The sequence below is a fragment of the Neobacillus niacini genome, assembly GCF_031456445.1.
In the GTDB taxonomy this organism is placed as follows: Bacteria; Bacillota; Bacilli; order Bacillales; family Cytobacillaceae; genus Neobacillus; species Neobacillus niacini_I.
In genome coordinates this window covers 39,617-53,989 of the sequence record NZ_JAVDUQ010000027.1, presented here as the reverse complement: position 1 = coordinate 53,989, position 14,373 = coordinate 39,617, and the positions used below count along the sequence as shown (strand labels likewise).

17 protein-coding genes and 1 other annotated feature are annotated in these 14,373 nt (G+C 39.2%); all 17 genes read right to left on the bottom strand.

The window, feature by feature from the left end:
- Positions 1-10 precede the first annotated feature (10 nt).
- Entirely contained in the window at positions 11-319 is a 309-nt protein-coding gene (rplU, locus tag J2Y67_RS19415; RefSeq protein ID WP_310176636.1) for a 50S ribosomal protein L21, read from the bottom strand.
- A 13-nt stretch (positions 320-332) separates the two neighbouring features.
- Positions 333-415, bottom strand: a sequence feature (ribosomal protein L21 leader region).
- 47 nt (positions 416-462) lie between these two features.
- A complete protein-coding gene (locus J2Y67_RS19410) occupies positions 463-1,917 on the bottom strand; it encodes an Rne/Rng family ribonuclease (protein ID WP_310176634.1) in 1,455 nt (484 codons plus the stop codon).
- A gap of 33 nt (positions 1,918-1,950) precedes the next feature.
- Positions 1,951-2,082: a hypothetical protein gene (locus tag J2Y67_RS19405; protein ID WP_310176633.1), complete on the bottom strand. Its 132-nt coding sequence runs from the start codon at positions 2,080-2,082 to the stop codon at positions 1,951-1,953.
- A 90-nt stretch (positions 2,083-2,172) separates the two neighbouring features.
- A complete protein-coding gene (locus J2Y67_RS19400; RefSeq protein ID WP_310176632.1) occupies positions 2,173-3,039 on the bottom strand; it encodes a M50 family metallopeptidase in 867 nt (288 codons plus the stop codon).
- Positions 3,032-3,838 carry a M23 family metallopeptidase gene (locus J2Y67_RS19395; protein ID WP_310176630.1) on the bottom strand — a complete coding sequence of 269 codons (807 nt, stop codon included), beginning with the start codon at positions 3,836-3,838 and terminating at the stop codon, positions 3,032-3,034. The genes J2Y67_RS19400 and J2Y67_RS19395 overlap by 8 nt, the downstream gene beginning before the upstream one ends.
- 190 nt (positions 3,839-4,028) lie before the next feature.
- Positions 4,029-4,832 carry a septum site-determining protein MinD gene (gene minD / locus J2Y67_RS19390; RefSeq protein ID WP_310176629.1) on the bottom strand — a complete coding sequence of 268 codons (804 nt, stop codon included), beginning with the start codon at positions 4,830-4,832 and terminating at the stop codon, positions 4,029-4,031.
- Between the two features lies 1 nt (position 4,833).
- On the bottom strand, positions 4,834-5,514 hold the full coding sequence (gene minC / locus J2Y67_RS19385; RefSeq protein WP_310176628.1) for a septum site-determining protein MinC: 681 nt from the start codon (positions 5,512-5,514) through the stop codon (positions 4,834-4,836).
- A 277-nt stretch (positions 5,515-5,791) separates the two neighbouring features.
- Positions 5,792-6,310, bottom strand: coding sequence for a rod shape-determining protein MreD (gene mreD / locus J2Y67_RS19380; RefSeq protein ID WP_310176627.1), 519 nt, complete (start codon positions 6,308-6,310; stop codon positions 5,792-5,794).
- Positions 6,307-7,185, bottom strand: coding sequence for a rod shape-determining protein MreC (mreC, locus tag J2Y67_RS19375; RefSeq protein ID WP_310176626.1), 879 nt, complete (start codon positions 7,183-7,185; stop codon positions 6,307-6,309). The genes mreD and mreC overlap by 4 nt, the downstream gene beginning before the upstream one ends.
- Positions 7,186-7,205: 20 nt before the next feature.
- Positions 7,206-8,228 (bottom strand): rod shape-determining protein, encoded by a 1,023-nt coding sequence (locus J2Y67_RS19370; RefSeq protein WP_310176625.1) that lies wholly within the window; start codon positions 8,226-8,228, stop codon positions 7,206-7,208.
- A gap of 161 nt (positions 8,229-8,389) precedes the next feature.
- Positions 8,390-9,079 carry a RadC family protein gene (radC, locus tag J2Y67_RS19365; RefSeq protein WP_310176624.1) on the bottom strand — a complete coding sequence of 230 codons (690 nt, stop codon included), beginning with the start codon at positions 9,077-9,079 and terminating at the stop codon, positions 8,390-8,392.
- 38 nt (positions 9,080-9,117) lie between these two features.
- On the bottom strand, positions 9,118-9,690 hold the full coding sequence (locus J2Y67_RS19360; RefSeq protein ID WP_310176622.1) for a Maf family protein: 573 nt from the start codon (positions 9,688-9,690) through the stop codon (positions 9,118-9,120).
- 220 nt (positions 9,691-9,910) lie between these two features.
- Positions 9,911-10,987 (bottom strand): SPOR domain-containing protein, encoded by a 1,077-nt coding sequence (locus J2Y67_RS19355; RefSeq protein WP_310176621.1) that lies wholly within the window; start codon positions 10,985-10,987, stop codon positions 9,911-9,913.
- 194 nt (positions 10,988-11,181) lie between these two features.
- On the bottom strand, positions 11,182-11,970 hold the full coding sequence (locus J2Y67_RS19350) for a pilus assembly protein PilO (protein ID WP_310176619.1): 789 nt from the start codon (positions 11,968-11,970) through the stop codon (positions 11,182-11,184).
- Positions 11,967-12,617: a fimbrial assembly protein gene (locus tag J2Y67_RS19345; protein WP_310176616.1), complete on the bottom strand. Its 651-nt coding sequence runs from the start codon at positions 12,615-12,617 to the stop codon at positions 11,967-11,969. The genes J2Y67_RS19350 and J2Y67_RS19345 overlap by 4 nt, the downstream gene beginning before the upstream one ends.
- Before the next feature lie 2 nt (positions 12,618-12,619).
- Positions 12,620-13,612: a type IV pilus biogenesis protein PilM gene (gene pilM / locus J2Y67_RS19340; RefSeq protein ID WP_310176614.1), complete on the bottom strand. Its 993-nt coding sequence runs from the start codon at positions 13,610-13,612 to the stop codon at positions 12,620-12,622.
- Between the two features lie 12 nt (positions 13,613-13,624).
- Entirely contained in the window at positions 13,625-14,362 is a 738-nt protein-coding gene (locus J2Y67_RS19335) for a prepilin peptidase (protein WP_310176685.1), read from the bottom strand.
- Positions 14,363-14,373 lie beyond the last annotated feature (11 nt).

Below are 14,373 nucleotides of genomic sequence, written 5' to 3'. Positions count from 1 at the left end.
TGCCAACACCTTACGCGTTGATTTTTTCGATGATTACTTTAGTGTAAGGTTGACGATGACCTTGTTTCTTACGGTTGTTTTTCTTTGCTTTGTACTTGAAAACAATGATTTTCTTCGCACGGCCTTGTTTTTCAACTTTAGCTGTAACAGTAGCGCCTGCAACAACAGGGCTTCCTACTTTTACATTTTCACCGCCAACGAAAAGAACCTTGTCAAAAGTAACTGTTTCGCCTGCTTCTGCATTTAATTTTTCAATGTAGATAGCTTGACCTTCTTCAACTTTCAATTGCTTACCGCCAGTTTCGATAATTGCGTACATGAACTGCACCTCCTTATAAACTCAGACTCGCCATCCACAGGCGTCTATGCGTAACGCATAAAACTTACTACCTGTTCTGTGCGGTTGTAGCACGGGTGCTACAAACATAACATTAAGATACTAACATATTTAAAACAAAAGTGTCAATAGAAATCGCCAGCTTTTTGGGTAATCTCACCCTTTTCTCCAAATTGTTTTAATAAATAATAATGGCTTATGTTTGATTGCAAGGAAAAGTAAACCTTAAAATGAAGCGATTCTTCTAAAAACTTAAGATGATCGGACATTGCTTCTTTTACTTCTTTCGTCGTTTCCACTAGTACCGCCTCAAAATCCCCATGACGGTGCTCAAATAATTCCCGTTCCAACCTGAAGGCCACCGTTTCCGGACTTAAAATCCTGCCTGTCCCCTCACAAACCGGACATTTTACCGTTAACGCTTCGGACAAGGAAACCTTTGTTTTCTTTCGTGTCAGCTGCAATATGCCTAGTGGCGTATATCCAATCAATTTAATCCGGTTCTCATCTTTATTTTTTTCAAAAACCTCTATTACCGACTGCTTGTCCTGCTCACGATGCATATCGATAAAATCAATCAGGACCATGCCGCCTATGTCTCGGAGACGCAGCTGCCGGCAAATTTCCTGCGCTGCCAACTGATTGGTTTTCAACACGGTTTCTTGATAATCGCTTTTACCGGAAAACTTTCCGGTATTCACATCGATAATCGTTAATGCTTCGGTTGCATCGAAAATAAGGTATGCACCGTTATCAAGCCATACCACCCGTTTAAGCGCTTTGTCAATTTCATGCTCGACTCGGTTTACGGCGAAAATATTCTCTTTCCCGCCATAATAGCTGACCGTAATGTTTTGTTTATGTTCATCCAATATTCTTTTTAATGGGAGATCATCTACAATGACTTCGCCTTCATCCATTTTCGCTATCATCAGGATGAGCCTTTCAACGAACGAATCCTTTTGAAAAATGAGCCCAGGTTTTTTAAAGGCTTCAGCCTGCTTCATTAGTTCAAGATACTGAAGTCTTAGTTTATCAAGCTCTTGATGAATTTCTTCTTCGGCCGCGAATAAACTTGAGGTGCGAAAAATGATTCCTTCTTCCACTGTTTTAAGCTGGTGTCCTATCCGGCGGAGTCTGGATTTCTCGTTTTCATCAGCAATTTTTTTCGATACCGCCACATAGCGGCCCTGCGGCATGTAGATGTGATGATTTCCTTGGATCTCAATTATCCCTGTTACCCTCGGACCTTTTGTTCCTGTCGCATCCTTGTTGACCTGAACGAGCAGTTTTTCACCTTGATGTACAAAAGAGGATACTGTCTTGTTTTCCTTGTTTTTATCTTGTGATAACACATAAGCAGGCAGCAAGTCCCGGTGTAAATAGGCATGTTTTTCTTCGCCGATGTCAATAAATACGGCATTCATTCCGGGGAGCACCTTTGAAACGGTCCCATAATAAATATTACCGACCAGAGAACGCTGCTCTGGCCGGTCAAATTCCATTTTTTCAACCTTATGGTTTCGGATGAAGGCAAATCTCTTTTCTCTTGACTGATAGTTGATGATTAATTGATCCAATCGAGCGGCCCCACTTTATTTATGATTGTTCTATTATACCTCTTTTGGAGGATGAGAGCCAATTGGCGGATAGCGTGCTTCAATTGGCGGATGACATTCTCCAACTGGCGGATAGACTGTTTCAACTAGCGGATGACAGGCTTTTACTAGCGAATTGCTTGCCAACTAGCGGATAACCACCCCCAACTGGCGCTATATACCCTTTCACTGGCGGAAAACAGGTTCCAACTAGTGGAAGGCCCCCTTAACTCTGTCTCAAAACATAAAGAGCAAGTCGCTGACTTTGTCGGTTAAGCGTTTTTCCGTGAAATAGGCGTGCAATAACTCATTTTCATCTAACATCCCTTTTTCCTTGCCGTTCCCTTCAACAATAATCGGATGCTTACAGCCGCGCTGAAATTTTTCAAGGACATGAATTAACAAATCATGTTCGTTCGCTTGAATCGGCTTTAATAATTGCAAATCACTTTTTTTGCCGTAATAGCGTTCAAGCAAAAAGCGCATGAAAATAAAGCGACGCTGCTTCCATTCATGATAAAGCGAGAAATACAAAAACGCGATTACCACCCAGACATTGAGATGATACGGGGCAGTAAAAAGGATAAGCAGCGAGAAAATGGTGAGACTGATAAAGGAAATCTGCAATGTCACCCGGTGGGCGAATGGAAAAGATTTTTTGTACGACATCAATAAAAAAACTAACTTGCCGCCATCAAGCGGCCATACTGGAAAAAGATTGAAAATAAAAATCATTAAATTGTATTGAAAAAATAAATAAAATACGTCCGCAGGGACCAATGAAAAGGAATAGAGCAAAAAGCCTAGACCGACCATCCAAACATGCTGCAAAGGACCGGCGAGGACGACAATTGCCTCCTCCTTTAACGGACGATTGCCGTGCTCATCCATTTCAGCGACCCCGCCAAACGGCAGAAGGGTAATTTTTTTTATTCTCCATGAAAAAAATGAAGCTGCTGCTGCATGCCCCATTTCATGTATAAAAATAATTCCTAACAAAAGACAAACCTCTCGAAAATGTGCTGTTGCAATAGAAATTGCGACGATAATCCATAACAGCGGGTGAATATAAACATGTTGAAGTAAATATCTCACTCTAATCAAAGCGGATCACCTTGACTGGGTCGATAAAATCATCCCCTTTTTTGATGGCAAAATAGTATTTACCCTTCGAATTTTCTTCACTCGATGAAACCGTTCCGACTACTTTTCTTTTTTCCACATAATCATAAAGTTTGACTTTAATATCTGCTAGATTGCCATACCAGGTTTCCGTGCCATCAGAGTGCTGGATGATCACCGTCTTTCCTAAGCCTTCCTTTACACTTGCAAACGTGACATTTCCCCCATTCATCGCTTGAACAGAAGCCCCGTTTGCTGTTTCAATCATGATTCCCTGTCCATTTTTCTGGAAATTTTCTAGAACTTTCCCGGTAGCTGGCATATCAAAAGGTTTTTCAGCTGTTTCGGTTTCCGTTTGTTTTTCTTTTTTCGACTCATTGAAAGGCAGTAAGGCAAGTGGTTTGCCAAACTTCTCTTCATACCACTGGGATACAACGGCGAATTCGAACTCCTTATCCATTGTGGTTCGAACTAAATTCCGGGCATGATCAAATGTTGCGGTTTGGTTCCGAAATAAAATCGCGACCACTAAAAAAAGGCAGGCCGAAGCGAGTATTTTAAAAATAAATACTTCCATACGAAACAACGGGTGCCCTCCATCATCTGGTCCGCCTCCATAGGAGGATACGTTATTGAATCCATACTTTTCTTCATCCCCAGGCCAAGCCAGCTGGCGGTCTGGATTTTTCTCTTGCATTCCAGGATCTTTTTTTCGTTTATTGATTCTTTTCCGTATTTCATCCGGTGTCGACCGCGCCATATTCATCAACCCTTTTCCCACTTTTTGTACAAGTTTATGAAAGAGATGTAAGGAGTATGACTATTCAAAGAAATCCTTAATTTGTTATATGTGCGTGGAGGAGGAAGTCAAAAGCATTTTGGTATCACCGGAAAATAAATTCACTTAAGTGGAAAGTAATCCAAGAATAAAAAAAGCCTGTTCACAAATCATGAACAGACTGCCGTTTAAATTATTTCACACCGAAAAACTTTTTAAGTTTTGTAAACATCCCTTTATTCGGTTCTTCTAAAGACTGAAGCGGAATCGATTCGCCAAGAATTCTTCTGGCAATATTCCTGTAGGCAAGCGATGCTTTACTGTTTGGATTTAAAGCAATCGGTTCACCGTGATTGCTGGCTCTAATAACCTCGTCATCATCCGCCACAATACCAAAAAGCTCAATGGATAAATGCTGGGTAACTTCATCCACATCCAGCATATCACCGTTTTTCATCATATGATTACGAATGCGGTTGATGATTAATTTTGGCGGCTCCATATGGCTTTCTTTTTCAATAAGACCGATGATTCTGTCTGCATCTCGAACAGCAGATACTTCAGGCGTTGTCACGATAAGGGCTTGATCTGCTCCCGCCACGGCATTTTGAAATCCCTGCTCAATACCAGCAGGGCAATCGATAATAATATAATCATAATCTTGTTTTAATTCTGTAATCAGATTTTTCATTTGCTCCGGTTTTACCGCAGATTTATCCACGGTCTGAGCGGCAGGGAGCAAATACAATAAGCCATCAAAGCGTTTGTCCTTTACCAATGCTTGATGAATTTTGCATCTTTTCTCAATGACATCAACAAGGTCATAGATAATGCGATTTTCAAGTCCCATCACGACATCCAAGTTACGAAGACCAATATCTGTATCCACTAAGCAAACCTTTTTTCCTTGAAGGGCCAATGCTGTTCCAATATTAGCAGAAGTCGTTGTTTTGCCGACGCCACCTTTACCAGATGTAACTACTATAGCTTCTCCCACTTTAATGTCCCCCTTCTAATCTAGTTAAATTAGGTCTTAAATGTATTAAAGCTTGTAATCTATCTACGCTGATTTTTCGGTCCTCATCTATGTAAGCACATTCCATTTCATGTTTCTCTTTTTCTTGAACGATGTCGGGTGCTCGGTTTAGGCAATCGCTGATCCTTAACTGTGTTGGCTTCATACTGGATGCCGCAATAATCGCTTCATCATTGCCGAAACGACCTGCATGTGCGATCCCTTTTAAGGCGCCCATTATAAAAATATTCCCACCAGCCATAACCGTTCCCCCAGGGTTTACATCACCAATCAACAGTAAATCTCCCGGAACCTCTAATACTTGGCCTGAACGGATGATTTTTGAAACCGTTACCACTTCATCTATAGCTTTTAAACGTTTTGCTTCCTCTTTCGTGATTACATTTGATTCAATATCATCAACAACCAAATTCTTTTTTTGCCGAATTAGGTTTTTTAGGTCTTCCCTTTGGTCATCGCTTAAAAAACGGTTTCCTACATTCACCTTTACCGCAAGCAATTGGCCTTCTTCCTGCGTTCTAAGGTTCGTGGAAAGCTTTTCGTCCAATTCTTTTTTGAGTTCATCGTAGGAACAATGGTCATCCAGTTGAAGGACCAATCCTTCCTTTGTTCCCTTTATCGTCACATTTTGTCGTTTTTTCATGGAGAATTTTCACCTCAAGTTTAAAGAAAGGGCTGCGCTATTTAATAAATCCACACACCCCAAAGGATTTAAAGAAAACTCGCCGACTGGCGAGCCCCTAAGGGCGAAGACAGAGGCGTAGTTGCACTTATGCGCAGGAAGAAAGTATAAACTTAGAAAAAGTTTATACTTTCTTACCAGCCAAAAAATGCATGAAAATCATGCATTTAATTTAAATCAGAGTACACGCACTATATTAATTCGACATGCCCTGTCTATTCTCCTCTTTTTTAATTCATTATTCGTCCCGCAATACTTGAGAATATTTTTCAAAATACTTTTTGAAGGGAAAGCCGGCCAAAAGTAAAAAGATTGCATTAAAAATTAAAGTCGGGTAAATACGCATTTCGACAAAGCTCATAAAACTAAGCTGCGTTACATGGATTAAGGTATCCATTTCGTATACACCAATCTCTAATAACCCAATTCCGAAAAGAGAAACGATAAAAGCAACAATAATATTGTTTTGCAATACATGCATAATTTTTGCAACGATATAGGCTACAAACGGATACAAGAATAAATTTATTCCAAGGATTTCCGTATAAACAATATCAAATAGGAGCCCAAAAACGGCACCGTAGATAATGCCATATTTTCTGCCGCCATAAATGGTCAGAAAAAGGACGGCAGAAAATAAAAAATGCGGAACCCATACTTTACTGGGTCCAAAAAGGTCTGCAGGGCCTAATTGAACAAAAAGACTTTCTAATATAAATAGAAACAAAAATAAAAGAGGAAGAAGGAATTTTTTCACAATCCCAACCCCTTACTATCAACCAAGCCTACATCAGGTGAGACAATCGTTCTGGTAATGACCAAAACATTTTGAATTTCATAAAAATCCGCACCAGGTTTTACTAATGCTGTTTGATTCAACCCATATTGGTCCGGTTTCACATCAACTACCTTCCCAATTGGCAAATCTTTAGGGAACACACCGCCAAGACCTGAGGTCACTACGGTTTGCCCTTTCTTAATTTTCGCCCCAGAGGGAATAGTTTTTACTTGAAGTAATTTTTTCTCGCTATCAAAGCCTTCAACGAATCCAAAAGAATTTTTATTCCCTTGAACGACAGCTGATATTCGATTCTTCGGATCCATTGCACTTAATAATTGAACAGTGGAACTAAATTGATTAACATTCTTTACTTTTCCAATCAGTCCGTTTGCGGTAACAACCGCCATATTTTGCTTTATTCCATTGATTTTACCTTTGTCGATGATAATCATTTCATGCCAGCGATCAGGGTTTCTGCCAATAACCGTAGCTGGCAGCGGTTTAAAATCTCTCAGGGTCTTTTTCTCACCAAGAATACTGCGTAAATCTCCGTTGTCTTTTTTCAAATCTTGAACCTGTGCTTCAAGACTGACAATCTCTTCGACACGTGATTTTAATTCTTTATTTTCTTGATATGTATTTTCTAAATCCTTGAGATTTTCAAAAAAGCCTGCAACAAGATACGCAGGCTTTGAAACCAGGGATTGAACCCAGCCGACTGAGTCCTTAACAAACTGCTCCGGCCAGGTTAGTTTACTCCTCTCCCTTAAAGAAAACCCAATCAATGCCACGAGAATAATAATGCTGAGAAGCAAAACAATCAGACGTTTATTCAAAAAGAACTGTGGCATGATTTATACACCTCTATTTTTTATCTAGAATCTTTTGCTCTATTTTTAAAGATTTGAATTTGATCCAATGCTTTACCTGTTCCGATTGCCACGCAATCAAGCGGATTTTCAGCAATAAGGACCGGCATTTTCGTTTCTTCACTAATCACCTTGTCCAAATTTCTAAGCAGCGCACCGCCACCTGTTAACACAATTCCACGGTCCATAATATCTGCCGCAAGTTCCGGCGGAGTTTTTTCAAGTGTGTTTTTAACGGCGTCGACGATGGCATATACCGTATCTTTTAAAGCTACCGCAATTTCCTTCGCTGTAATTTCAATTGTTTTTGGAAGACCAGTTAGTAAATCACGGCCACGGATTTCCATATTTTCAATTCCATCCAGGTCACCAGCAGAACCAATTTCCATTTTGATTGTTTCTGCAGTACGATCCCCAATCATCAGATTGTAATTCTTGCGAATAAAAGAAATAATCGAGTCGTCCATATCATTGCCGGCAGTACGGATTGATTGGCTCGTAACAATACCACCAAGGGAAATAATTGCTACCTCAGTAGTTCCGCCCCCGATATCTACTACCATACTTCCTGTTGGCTCCCAAACGGGGAGGTTTGCACCAATCGCGGCTGCAAACGGTTCTTCAATTGTATAGGCATCTTTTGCACCAGCTTGACGTGTTGCATCAATTACGGCTCTTTCTTCAACAGCAGTAATTCCAGATGGTACACAAACCATGACATATGGCTTACCAGCAAAAACACCCTTGTTCTTTTGTGCTTGATTAATATAATGCTTCATCATTTTGGCAGTCGTTTCAAAATCGGCGATGACGCCGTCCTTCATCGGCCTCAGGGCAACAACATTTCCCGGTGTACGGCCAATCATATTCTTTGCGTCATTTCCGACAGCGATAATCGATTTTGTATCGGTTTGTAAAGCCACTACGGATGGCTCTCGTAAAACAATTCCTTTTCCTTTTACAAATACAAGTGTATTTGCAGTACCTAAATCAATTCCTAGGTCTCTTGAACCAATTCCAAACATACGTTGTATCTCCCTTTCTGATACGAAAATGCAATATTCTTAAAGGTAAAGTGTTTACCAATTAATTAAACTTTTTTGTTTCTAAAAAACCTTTAAATTTCAAAACAGTCCTAAAAAATCATACATAATATTATATCCTACAGTCAAATAAAAACCTATTGTTATAAATAACCTTTTTCTTTGAGTGAAACAAATTTGTTTTCCCCAATGATCAAGTGGTCCAAAACTTCAATCCCAATCATTTTTCCGCACTCCACCAGCCGCTTCGTTACCTCAATGTCTTCGCGGCTTGGTGAGGGGTCACCGCTTGGATGGTTATGCAGTGCGATAATAGAAGCGGCTGAACGCTTTAAGGCTTCGCGGAAGACCTCTCGAGGATGTACAATCGAAGCGTTTAAACTGCCAATAAAAATGGTTTGTTTATGAAGCACCTGGTTTTTCGTGTTTAAATATAAACAGACAAAGTGCTCCTGCGACAAAAAGCGCATGTCATTCATGACAAAATTAGCCCCGTCCTCTGGGGAGCGGATCACATAGCGATCATTGTAGTTTAAGTTGGCAATCCTTCTACCGATTTCTATGGCAGCAAGAATTTGAATCGCCTTTGCTGCGCCAATCCCCTTTATTTCAGTAATTTCTTCTAAGGTGGCCGATTTGAGAAAGCGTAACCCTTCAAAATGGGTTAAAAGGCGATTCGATAATTGAAGGACGGATTCATCCTTTGTACCAGTTCTTAACAAAATGGCAATGAGCTCATGATTGGACAAGCTTTGTGGACCATGTTGAATAAACCGTTCTCTCGGACGTTCATCTTGAGGGAAATCCCGAATCATTAATGAATTTGTGGACATTATTTTTTCCTCCCTATTGATTGGGAGTTAATGAACACTTAATACGGCAAAGAATAGCCTAGCCGTTTTAATTCCCGAACCGTTCGTGCAACCGGCAGGCCGACAACCGCAAAATAATCTCCATTTATTTTTTTGACAAGCATGCTCCCTAGTCCTTGGATACCATATGCACCTGCTTTATCTAGCGGTTCCCCACTTTGCACATAAAAGTTAATTTCCTCATCCGTTAACTCCCAAAACCAAACTTCCGTTTTTTCGTAAAATTGGGCCCTGCTTTTTGAAGAAATGATGGCAACTCCTGTGTATACTTCATGCTGTGTTCCTGAAAGTTTTCTTAACATACTGCTAGCTTCTGCTTCATTCGCTGGCTTACCTAAGATTTGACCATTCGCAACTACAATGGTATCGGCACCAATCACAAAAGCATCGGGGTTTTCTTGAAAAACAACCATAGCTTTCCGGCTGGCGAGCTCCATCACGACTTCTTCTGGAGAAAGATGCGGATTAAAGCTTTCATCAACATCACTGCTTGAAATTGCGAAAGATAGGCGGAGATTTTCTAGAAGTTCTTTTCGCCGTGGAGAAGAAGAGGCTAAAATGAGGTTCTGCATTTCATCACCATACCTTTTTGCTTTTTCAAAGGGAGATACAAATCAATCGTATCAGAATATGCCTGCGCAAACAATTTATATATCGTTAAAATTTGAAGAAATTTGTCAAATTATACTATTAAAATATGTTCATGATAAAAAGCCTGTCCATTTTGAACAGGCTTGATTTGTTTTCATTTCCCGGAAAATAGCGATTTATGTTTTCAATGTCGAAATTTGATTACAACGAATTATATATGGAGAGAAAATTCAGTAGATTTTGCTGGGCCTCTACAAGGTTATTCTGATCCTTTGTTTTTTGAAAAGCTTCAACTTTTCCGACTGCGCTTGAGAGAAAGTTTTGCAGACTTTTTACATTGCTATTTTTCAATTCTTTACTATCTGTTTTTCCGATTAATTCAGAAACGGATTTAAACGATTCCTCTGGGATACTTTCAGTCAGCATGGCAGCTGCTGTTACTTCGGAAAGATTCTGATAGATAGCTCCTGCGGTTTCAAGGAAGGTTTTATCAGCGGCATTTACCCCCTTGATGTCCTTTTGGGTGATTGAAAGAGGCTTGGCCCATACATCGGCTATTCCTTGATCTTTTAAATTGCTGCTAAGCTTTTTAGCATCATCAATTGTACTCGCCACTCCTAAAAACAGATACTGGCTGCCACCGATATCGATGGACTGTGATGGCACCCCTTTTTTAGCCAGTTGATTTGCCGTCGCTTCTGCTCCATCCTTTGAGCTGTAAACCCCACCTTGAATAACAAAGGTGTTTAAAGGTTTCACCGCGGCAGATGCGCCCGTAGCTGCTGGTGTATCTGTTTTTTCGCTTCCCTGCCCTTCTGTTAGGACTTGCTCAGTTGTTGGCTTGTTGCTATGTTCATTAAGCACGAGCTTAAGCATCAGAAAACCAAAACCGGTTCCAAGAATGATGGCAAATACCGCAGAAACAGCGATGGATCTGAAGCCATTCCCGTCCTTCTTTTTGGTGTTGGTGGTAAAGGATGCAATCTTAGGCAGTGTGCTTTTCTTGTTTTTTTGGTGATTGACGATCTTATACTCATCAATATCATGCACAGCTGTTTCAGGGATAATCCAATCAAAGCTTTCATCCATCGACTCTTGAGCAGCAGCCGTTTCCAAAAAAACATCCGTTTCTTCATGATCGGACTCTGCATCTATCACATCTGGCTCTTGCTGCCGGATTTCTACCTTCTCCTTCTCTTTTACCTCTTCTTCGAACGTATGTGGTTCACCATTTAATTTAATCGTAATTGTACTGCCATTTTTTTTGGGCTTGTCCACGCTTCGTACCCCTCTCTACCAAACTGCTAATTTGTTCCATCCTATCATAACGACAAAAAAAAATAACAAGACTTTTGTCGTCTTGTTATCGAATGCTTTCGCCAAATTTTTTACTTATTCGGTTTACCGCTAGCCCTCAATCAAAGTGAAACCCTTCTCAGTTAATTTAAAAAGCTTATACATAAAAAACCCTTTTATCGATTTGACTCATCATTGTCCCCGCCATTTCCGGTTGAATCAGAAAATTCACTGATTGGATTATTCTTATTGGAAATCTTCGGCGTATCCAATGGTGGAATTTCTTTTTGTAAGTCTACTAGAGAAGGATAGTAGTAGACTGAAAAAGTAACCTCAAATTCAATTGGTTTATCAGACTGATCGACTGAATAAATTTCTTCTTTACCGGTAAATTTAAATTGATCTATTTTGATAATCCTGTCTAATGTTTCTAATTCTTTCAGAAACTTCTCCATTTCAAAATAATTGTTTGCTTCTCCGGATAAAACAATGGAGGTTTTCTTAATTCCATTTGGCAGCGAATCATTTTGTTGTGATGCTGTTTGTTGCTGATTACTGTTATTAGTTGTTTGATTTTGATTTTGATTTTGATTTAATTTACCAGTCGTTTCGTTAATGAGTTCCTCATCTTTTTCTGTTCCATCTAGCTTTGTTTCCACAATATTGGTTCCGGATACAATTTCCGCCTTTTGAATATCTAGTAAGACTTGATCTAATAAGCGTTTAACCGGAACTTTTCTTTGTAACTCCATCGTACTAAAAACCGTCTGATTACTTGTTTGTGCCAGTTTGTTTTGGACAATTGTAATCTGTTGATTCGACATCTTTAATTCAGATTTCTTCTGGATTAAATCAGTATTAACTGGCAGGACATACAGATAATAGGCACCAAGGGAAAGTAAAACCAACATGAAAAAACTTAGAACAAGGACGAATACATGTTTTTTTGTAAACTCTAGGTTCAAGGGGAAATGCCCCCTTTGTCCATTTTTTCTTCCTTTTGGCTGGTCGCTTTTAATTTTTCAAGATCAATCCGAATCTCATATTCTGCATCATACCTTGGCAATATGTTAGAAGAGTCGACATCGCCATTCATCGTATCTTGACTGCTCGTTTGATTGGTGTTTTTATCAATATTTGCATTTTTCAAATCAGTAACAACAGCCTCATCAATCCAAGGATATTCAAGAATCGAATTAAGATAGTAGGCGGCATCACTTTTAGTGTCGAATTGGACTTGCTGAGTAATAAGATTTTTTTCATCCATATTAAAATCAAGGATAAACCCTCTTTGAGGAAGGCTTTTCGTCAATTGCTGCAAAACATATACCATATTAAACGGTTGATTCTTCGCCCATTTAATTGCATCTTCTAACTGAACAACGGAGTTGGACGTTTTATAGGCAGATAATTTTTGATTTTGTTCGTCCAAAATAGTTTGATTGATAGCTACCTGTTTTTCGATTTGGGCCAAATCTTGTTTTTTTCCGTTTAATAGAATGATGAATGTAACGGTTAGAATGATTAGGAACAGAAGGCATATAGCAGCAATAACGAAAAAGGCAATATTTTTTTCATCCCTTTTTGGCAGTAGATTAATATTTACTTGCATTGCTACACCTCTTTTAAACCTAATCCGATATTTAAATGAAATGGAGGAAGAGTTAAATCAGTATCCACATTTTCATTCATGATGTCGTTCATTTTCGTAATCGAGATTGAAAATCTACTCTTCATCTGATCATAAATAACATCTAACCAAGGATGGTCTCCATCTAAGATGATTCTTTCTACTTGCTGTTTTCCTTGATTTAACGAGTATTGATAAAAGTTAATGACTTTTTCAATTTCTGAAAAAACATCTTCTATCGGGCCCAAGATTTCTTGAGTTTCACCAGAAAAGCTTAGAGAATAAAAATCTCCTTTTAAAATATGATTCCATTTATCACTCGTTGTCTCAATCGTTAAATGGCGATTAAAAACGGGAACATTTTGTTCAAAAATGCTGACATTAACTGTCTGTAGATCCAATTGAATCAACAAATGATTTTTGCTTGGATGATCTGAATCGAAATAAAATAAAAATCGATTTAAAGCGAGTGAAGAAAGATCAGCCACAATCGGCTTCAGCTTTACTTCGTCAAATAAATCCATATATTCTCTTACTACCTCTTCAGGTGCAGCAAATAGCAAGATTTGATTCGTTTCCTGTTCATTTTTATCCAATAGGATGTAATCAAAGACAGGGTCTTCGAAGGGGAGATGGATACTCGTTCCCATTTCCATATATAAGTATCCTTTAATTTCATCCTCTTTAATCTCTTTTGGAAGGGGTACCTTGCGAATCACTACAAACGAATCGGGAACTAAAAATCGAACATTTCTTTTCGCAATTTTCCAATCTGTAACACATTGTTCAAGAATGGTAGACAAAGTTTCAAAATCGGTGATTTTCCCTTCTTTGATCAACCCTGCTGGCAAATATCGCTCGCCCATTCTTTGAATCATAAGAGGCTGAGTCTGTTTTAATTCGACAAAACGGATTGCGTGGTCTTTAATTGTAATGTTAATCGTTTTGTTTTTACCAAACATGAAATTGATCGCCATTTTGAAGACTCCTTACATCATGGAAAGATACCAATGAAAAATTTGATTACCAAAAAAATAGGCGGCTAATGCCCCTAAAGCAATATATGGCCCAAATGGCATTGGCTTCCCTTTATTTACTTTACCTGTCAGTACACCGAGAATACCAAAGAATGCTCCAAAAAAAGTTGCTAGGAAGAAAGTAAGTAAAACCAGCTTAGTCCCAACTGCTAGACCTATGACGGCAAAAAGTTTAATGTCTCCGCCCCCCATTCCACCTTTGCTTAGGACAGCAATGATCAAAAGCAACGTAAAGCCGACCACCGCTCCTAAAACAGAGTCCCACCATGGTGAAAGCGGAAGAAACCCTCTTTCTAGTAAAAATAGAACGGCAAATACGAGGAGAACTTTATCAGGAATGATCATGTAGTGAATATCGGAGACGAAAATAATAACCATTAATGAGATAAATGTCCAGGCAATGATTAACTCATAAGACCAACCCATTATGATTGGTGCAAACATAAAAAGAAGTCCTGTTATCAGTTCGATAATAGGATAGAAGGGCGAAATGGGCGCCTTACAGCGCCGACATTTCCCCCTTAAAAAGACATATGATAAAACTGGAATTAAATCGATCGATGTTAACGTATGATTACAATTCGGACAATGTGATCTTGGTTTTATGATAGATTGATTTAATGGGATTCGTAGGCCGACTACGTTGTAGAAGGAGCCTAGACATAAACCAAACAAAAGAAGGTAAACCATTAAAAGTATTA

Excerpts from the sequence above, each read along its gene's own strand:
- rplU (WP_310176636.1), bottom strand. The coding sequence starts at position 319 with ATGTACGCAATTATCGAAACTGGCGGTAAGCAATTGAAAGTTGAAGAA.
- minC (WP_310176628.1), bottom strand. The coding sequence starts at position 5,514 with ATGAAAAAACGACAAAATGTGACGATAAAGGGAACAAAGGAAGGATTG.
- mreC (WP_310176626.1), bottom strand. The coding sequence starts at position 7,185 with ATGCCACAGTTCTTTTTGAATAAACGTCTGATTGTTTTGCTTCTCAGC.
- J2Y67_RS19370 (WP_310176625.1), bottom strand. The coding sequence starts at position 8,228 with ATGTTTGGAATTGGTTCAAGAGACCTAGGAATTGATTTAGGTACTGCA.
- radC (WP_310176624.1), bottom strand. The coding sequence starts at position 9,079 with ATGTCCACAAATTCATTAATGATTCGGGATTTCCCTCAAGATGAACGT.
- J2Y67_RS19360 (WP_310176622.1), bottom strand. The coding sequence starts at position 9,690 with ATGCAGAACCTCATTTTAGCCTCTTCTTCTCCACGGCGAAAAGAACTT.
- J2Y67_RS19345 (WP_310176616.1), bottom strand. The coding sequence starts at position 12,617 with ATGCAAGTAAATATTAATCTACTGCCAAAAAGGGATGAAAAAAATATT.
- pilM (WP_310176614.1), bottom strand. The coding sequence starts at position 13,612 with ATGGCGATCAATTTCATGTTTGGTAAAAACAAAACGATTAACATTACA.
- J2Y67_RS19335 (WP_310176685.1), bottom strand. The coding sequence starts at position 14,362 with ATGGTTTACCTTCTTTTGTTTGGTTTATGTCTAGGCTCCTTCTACAAC.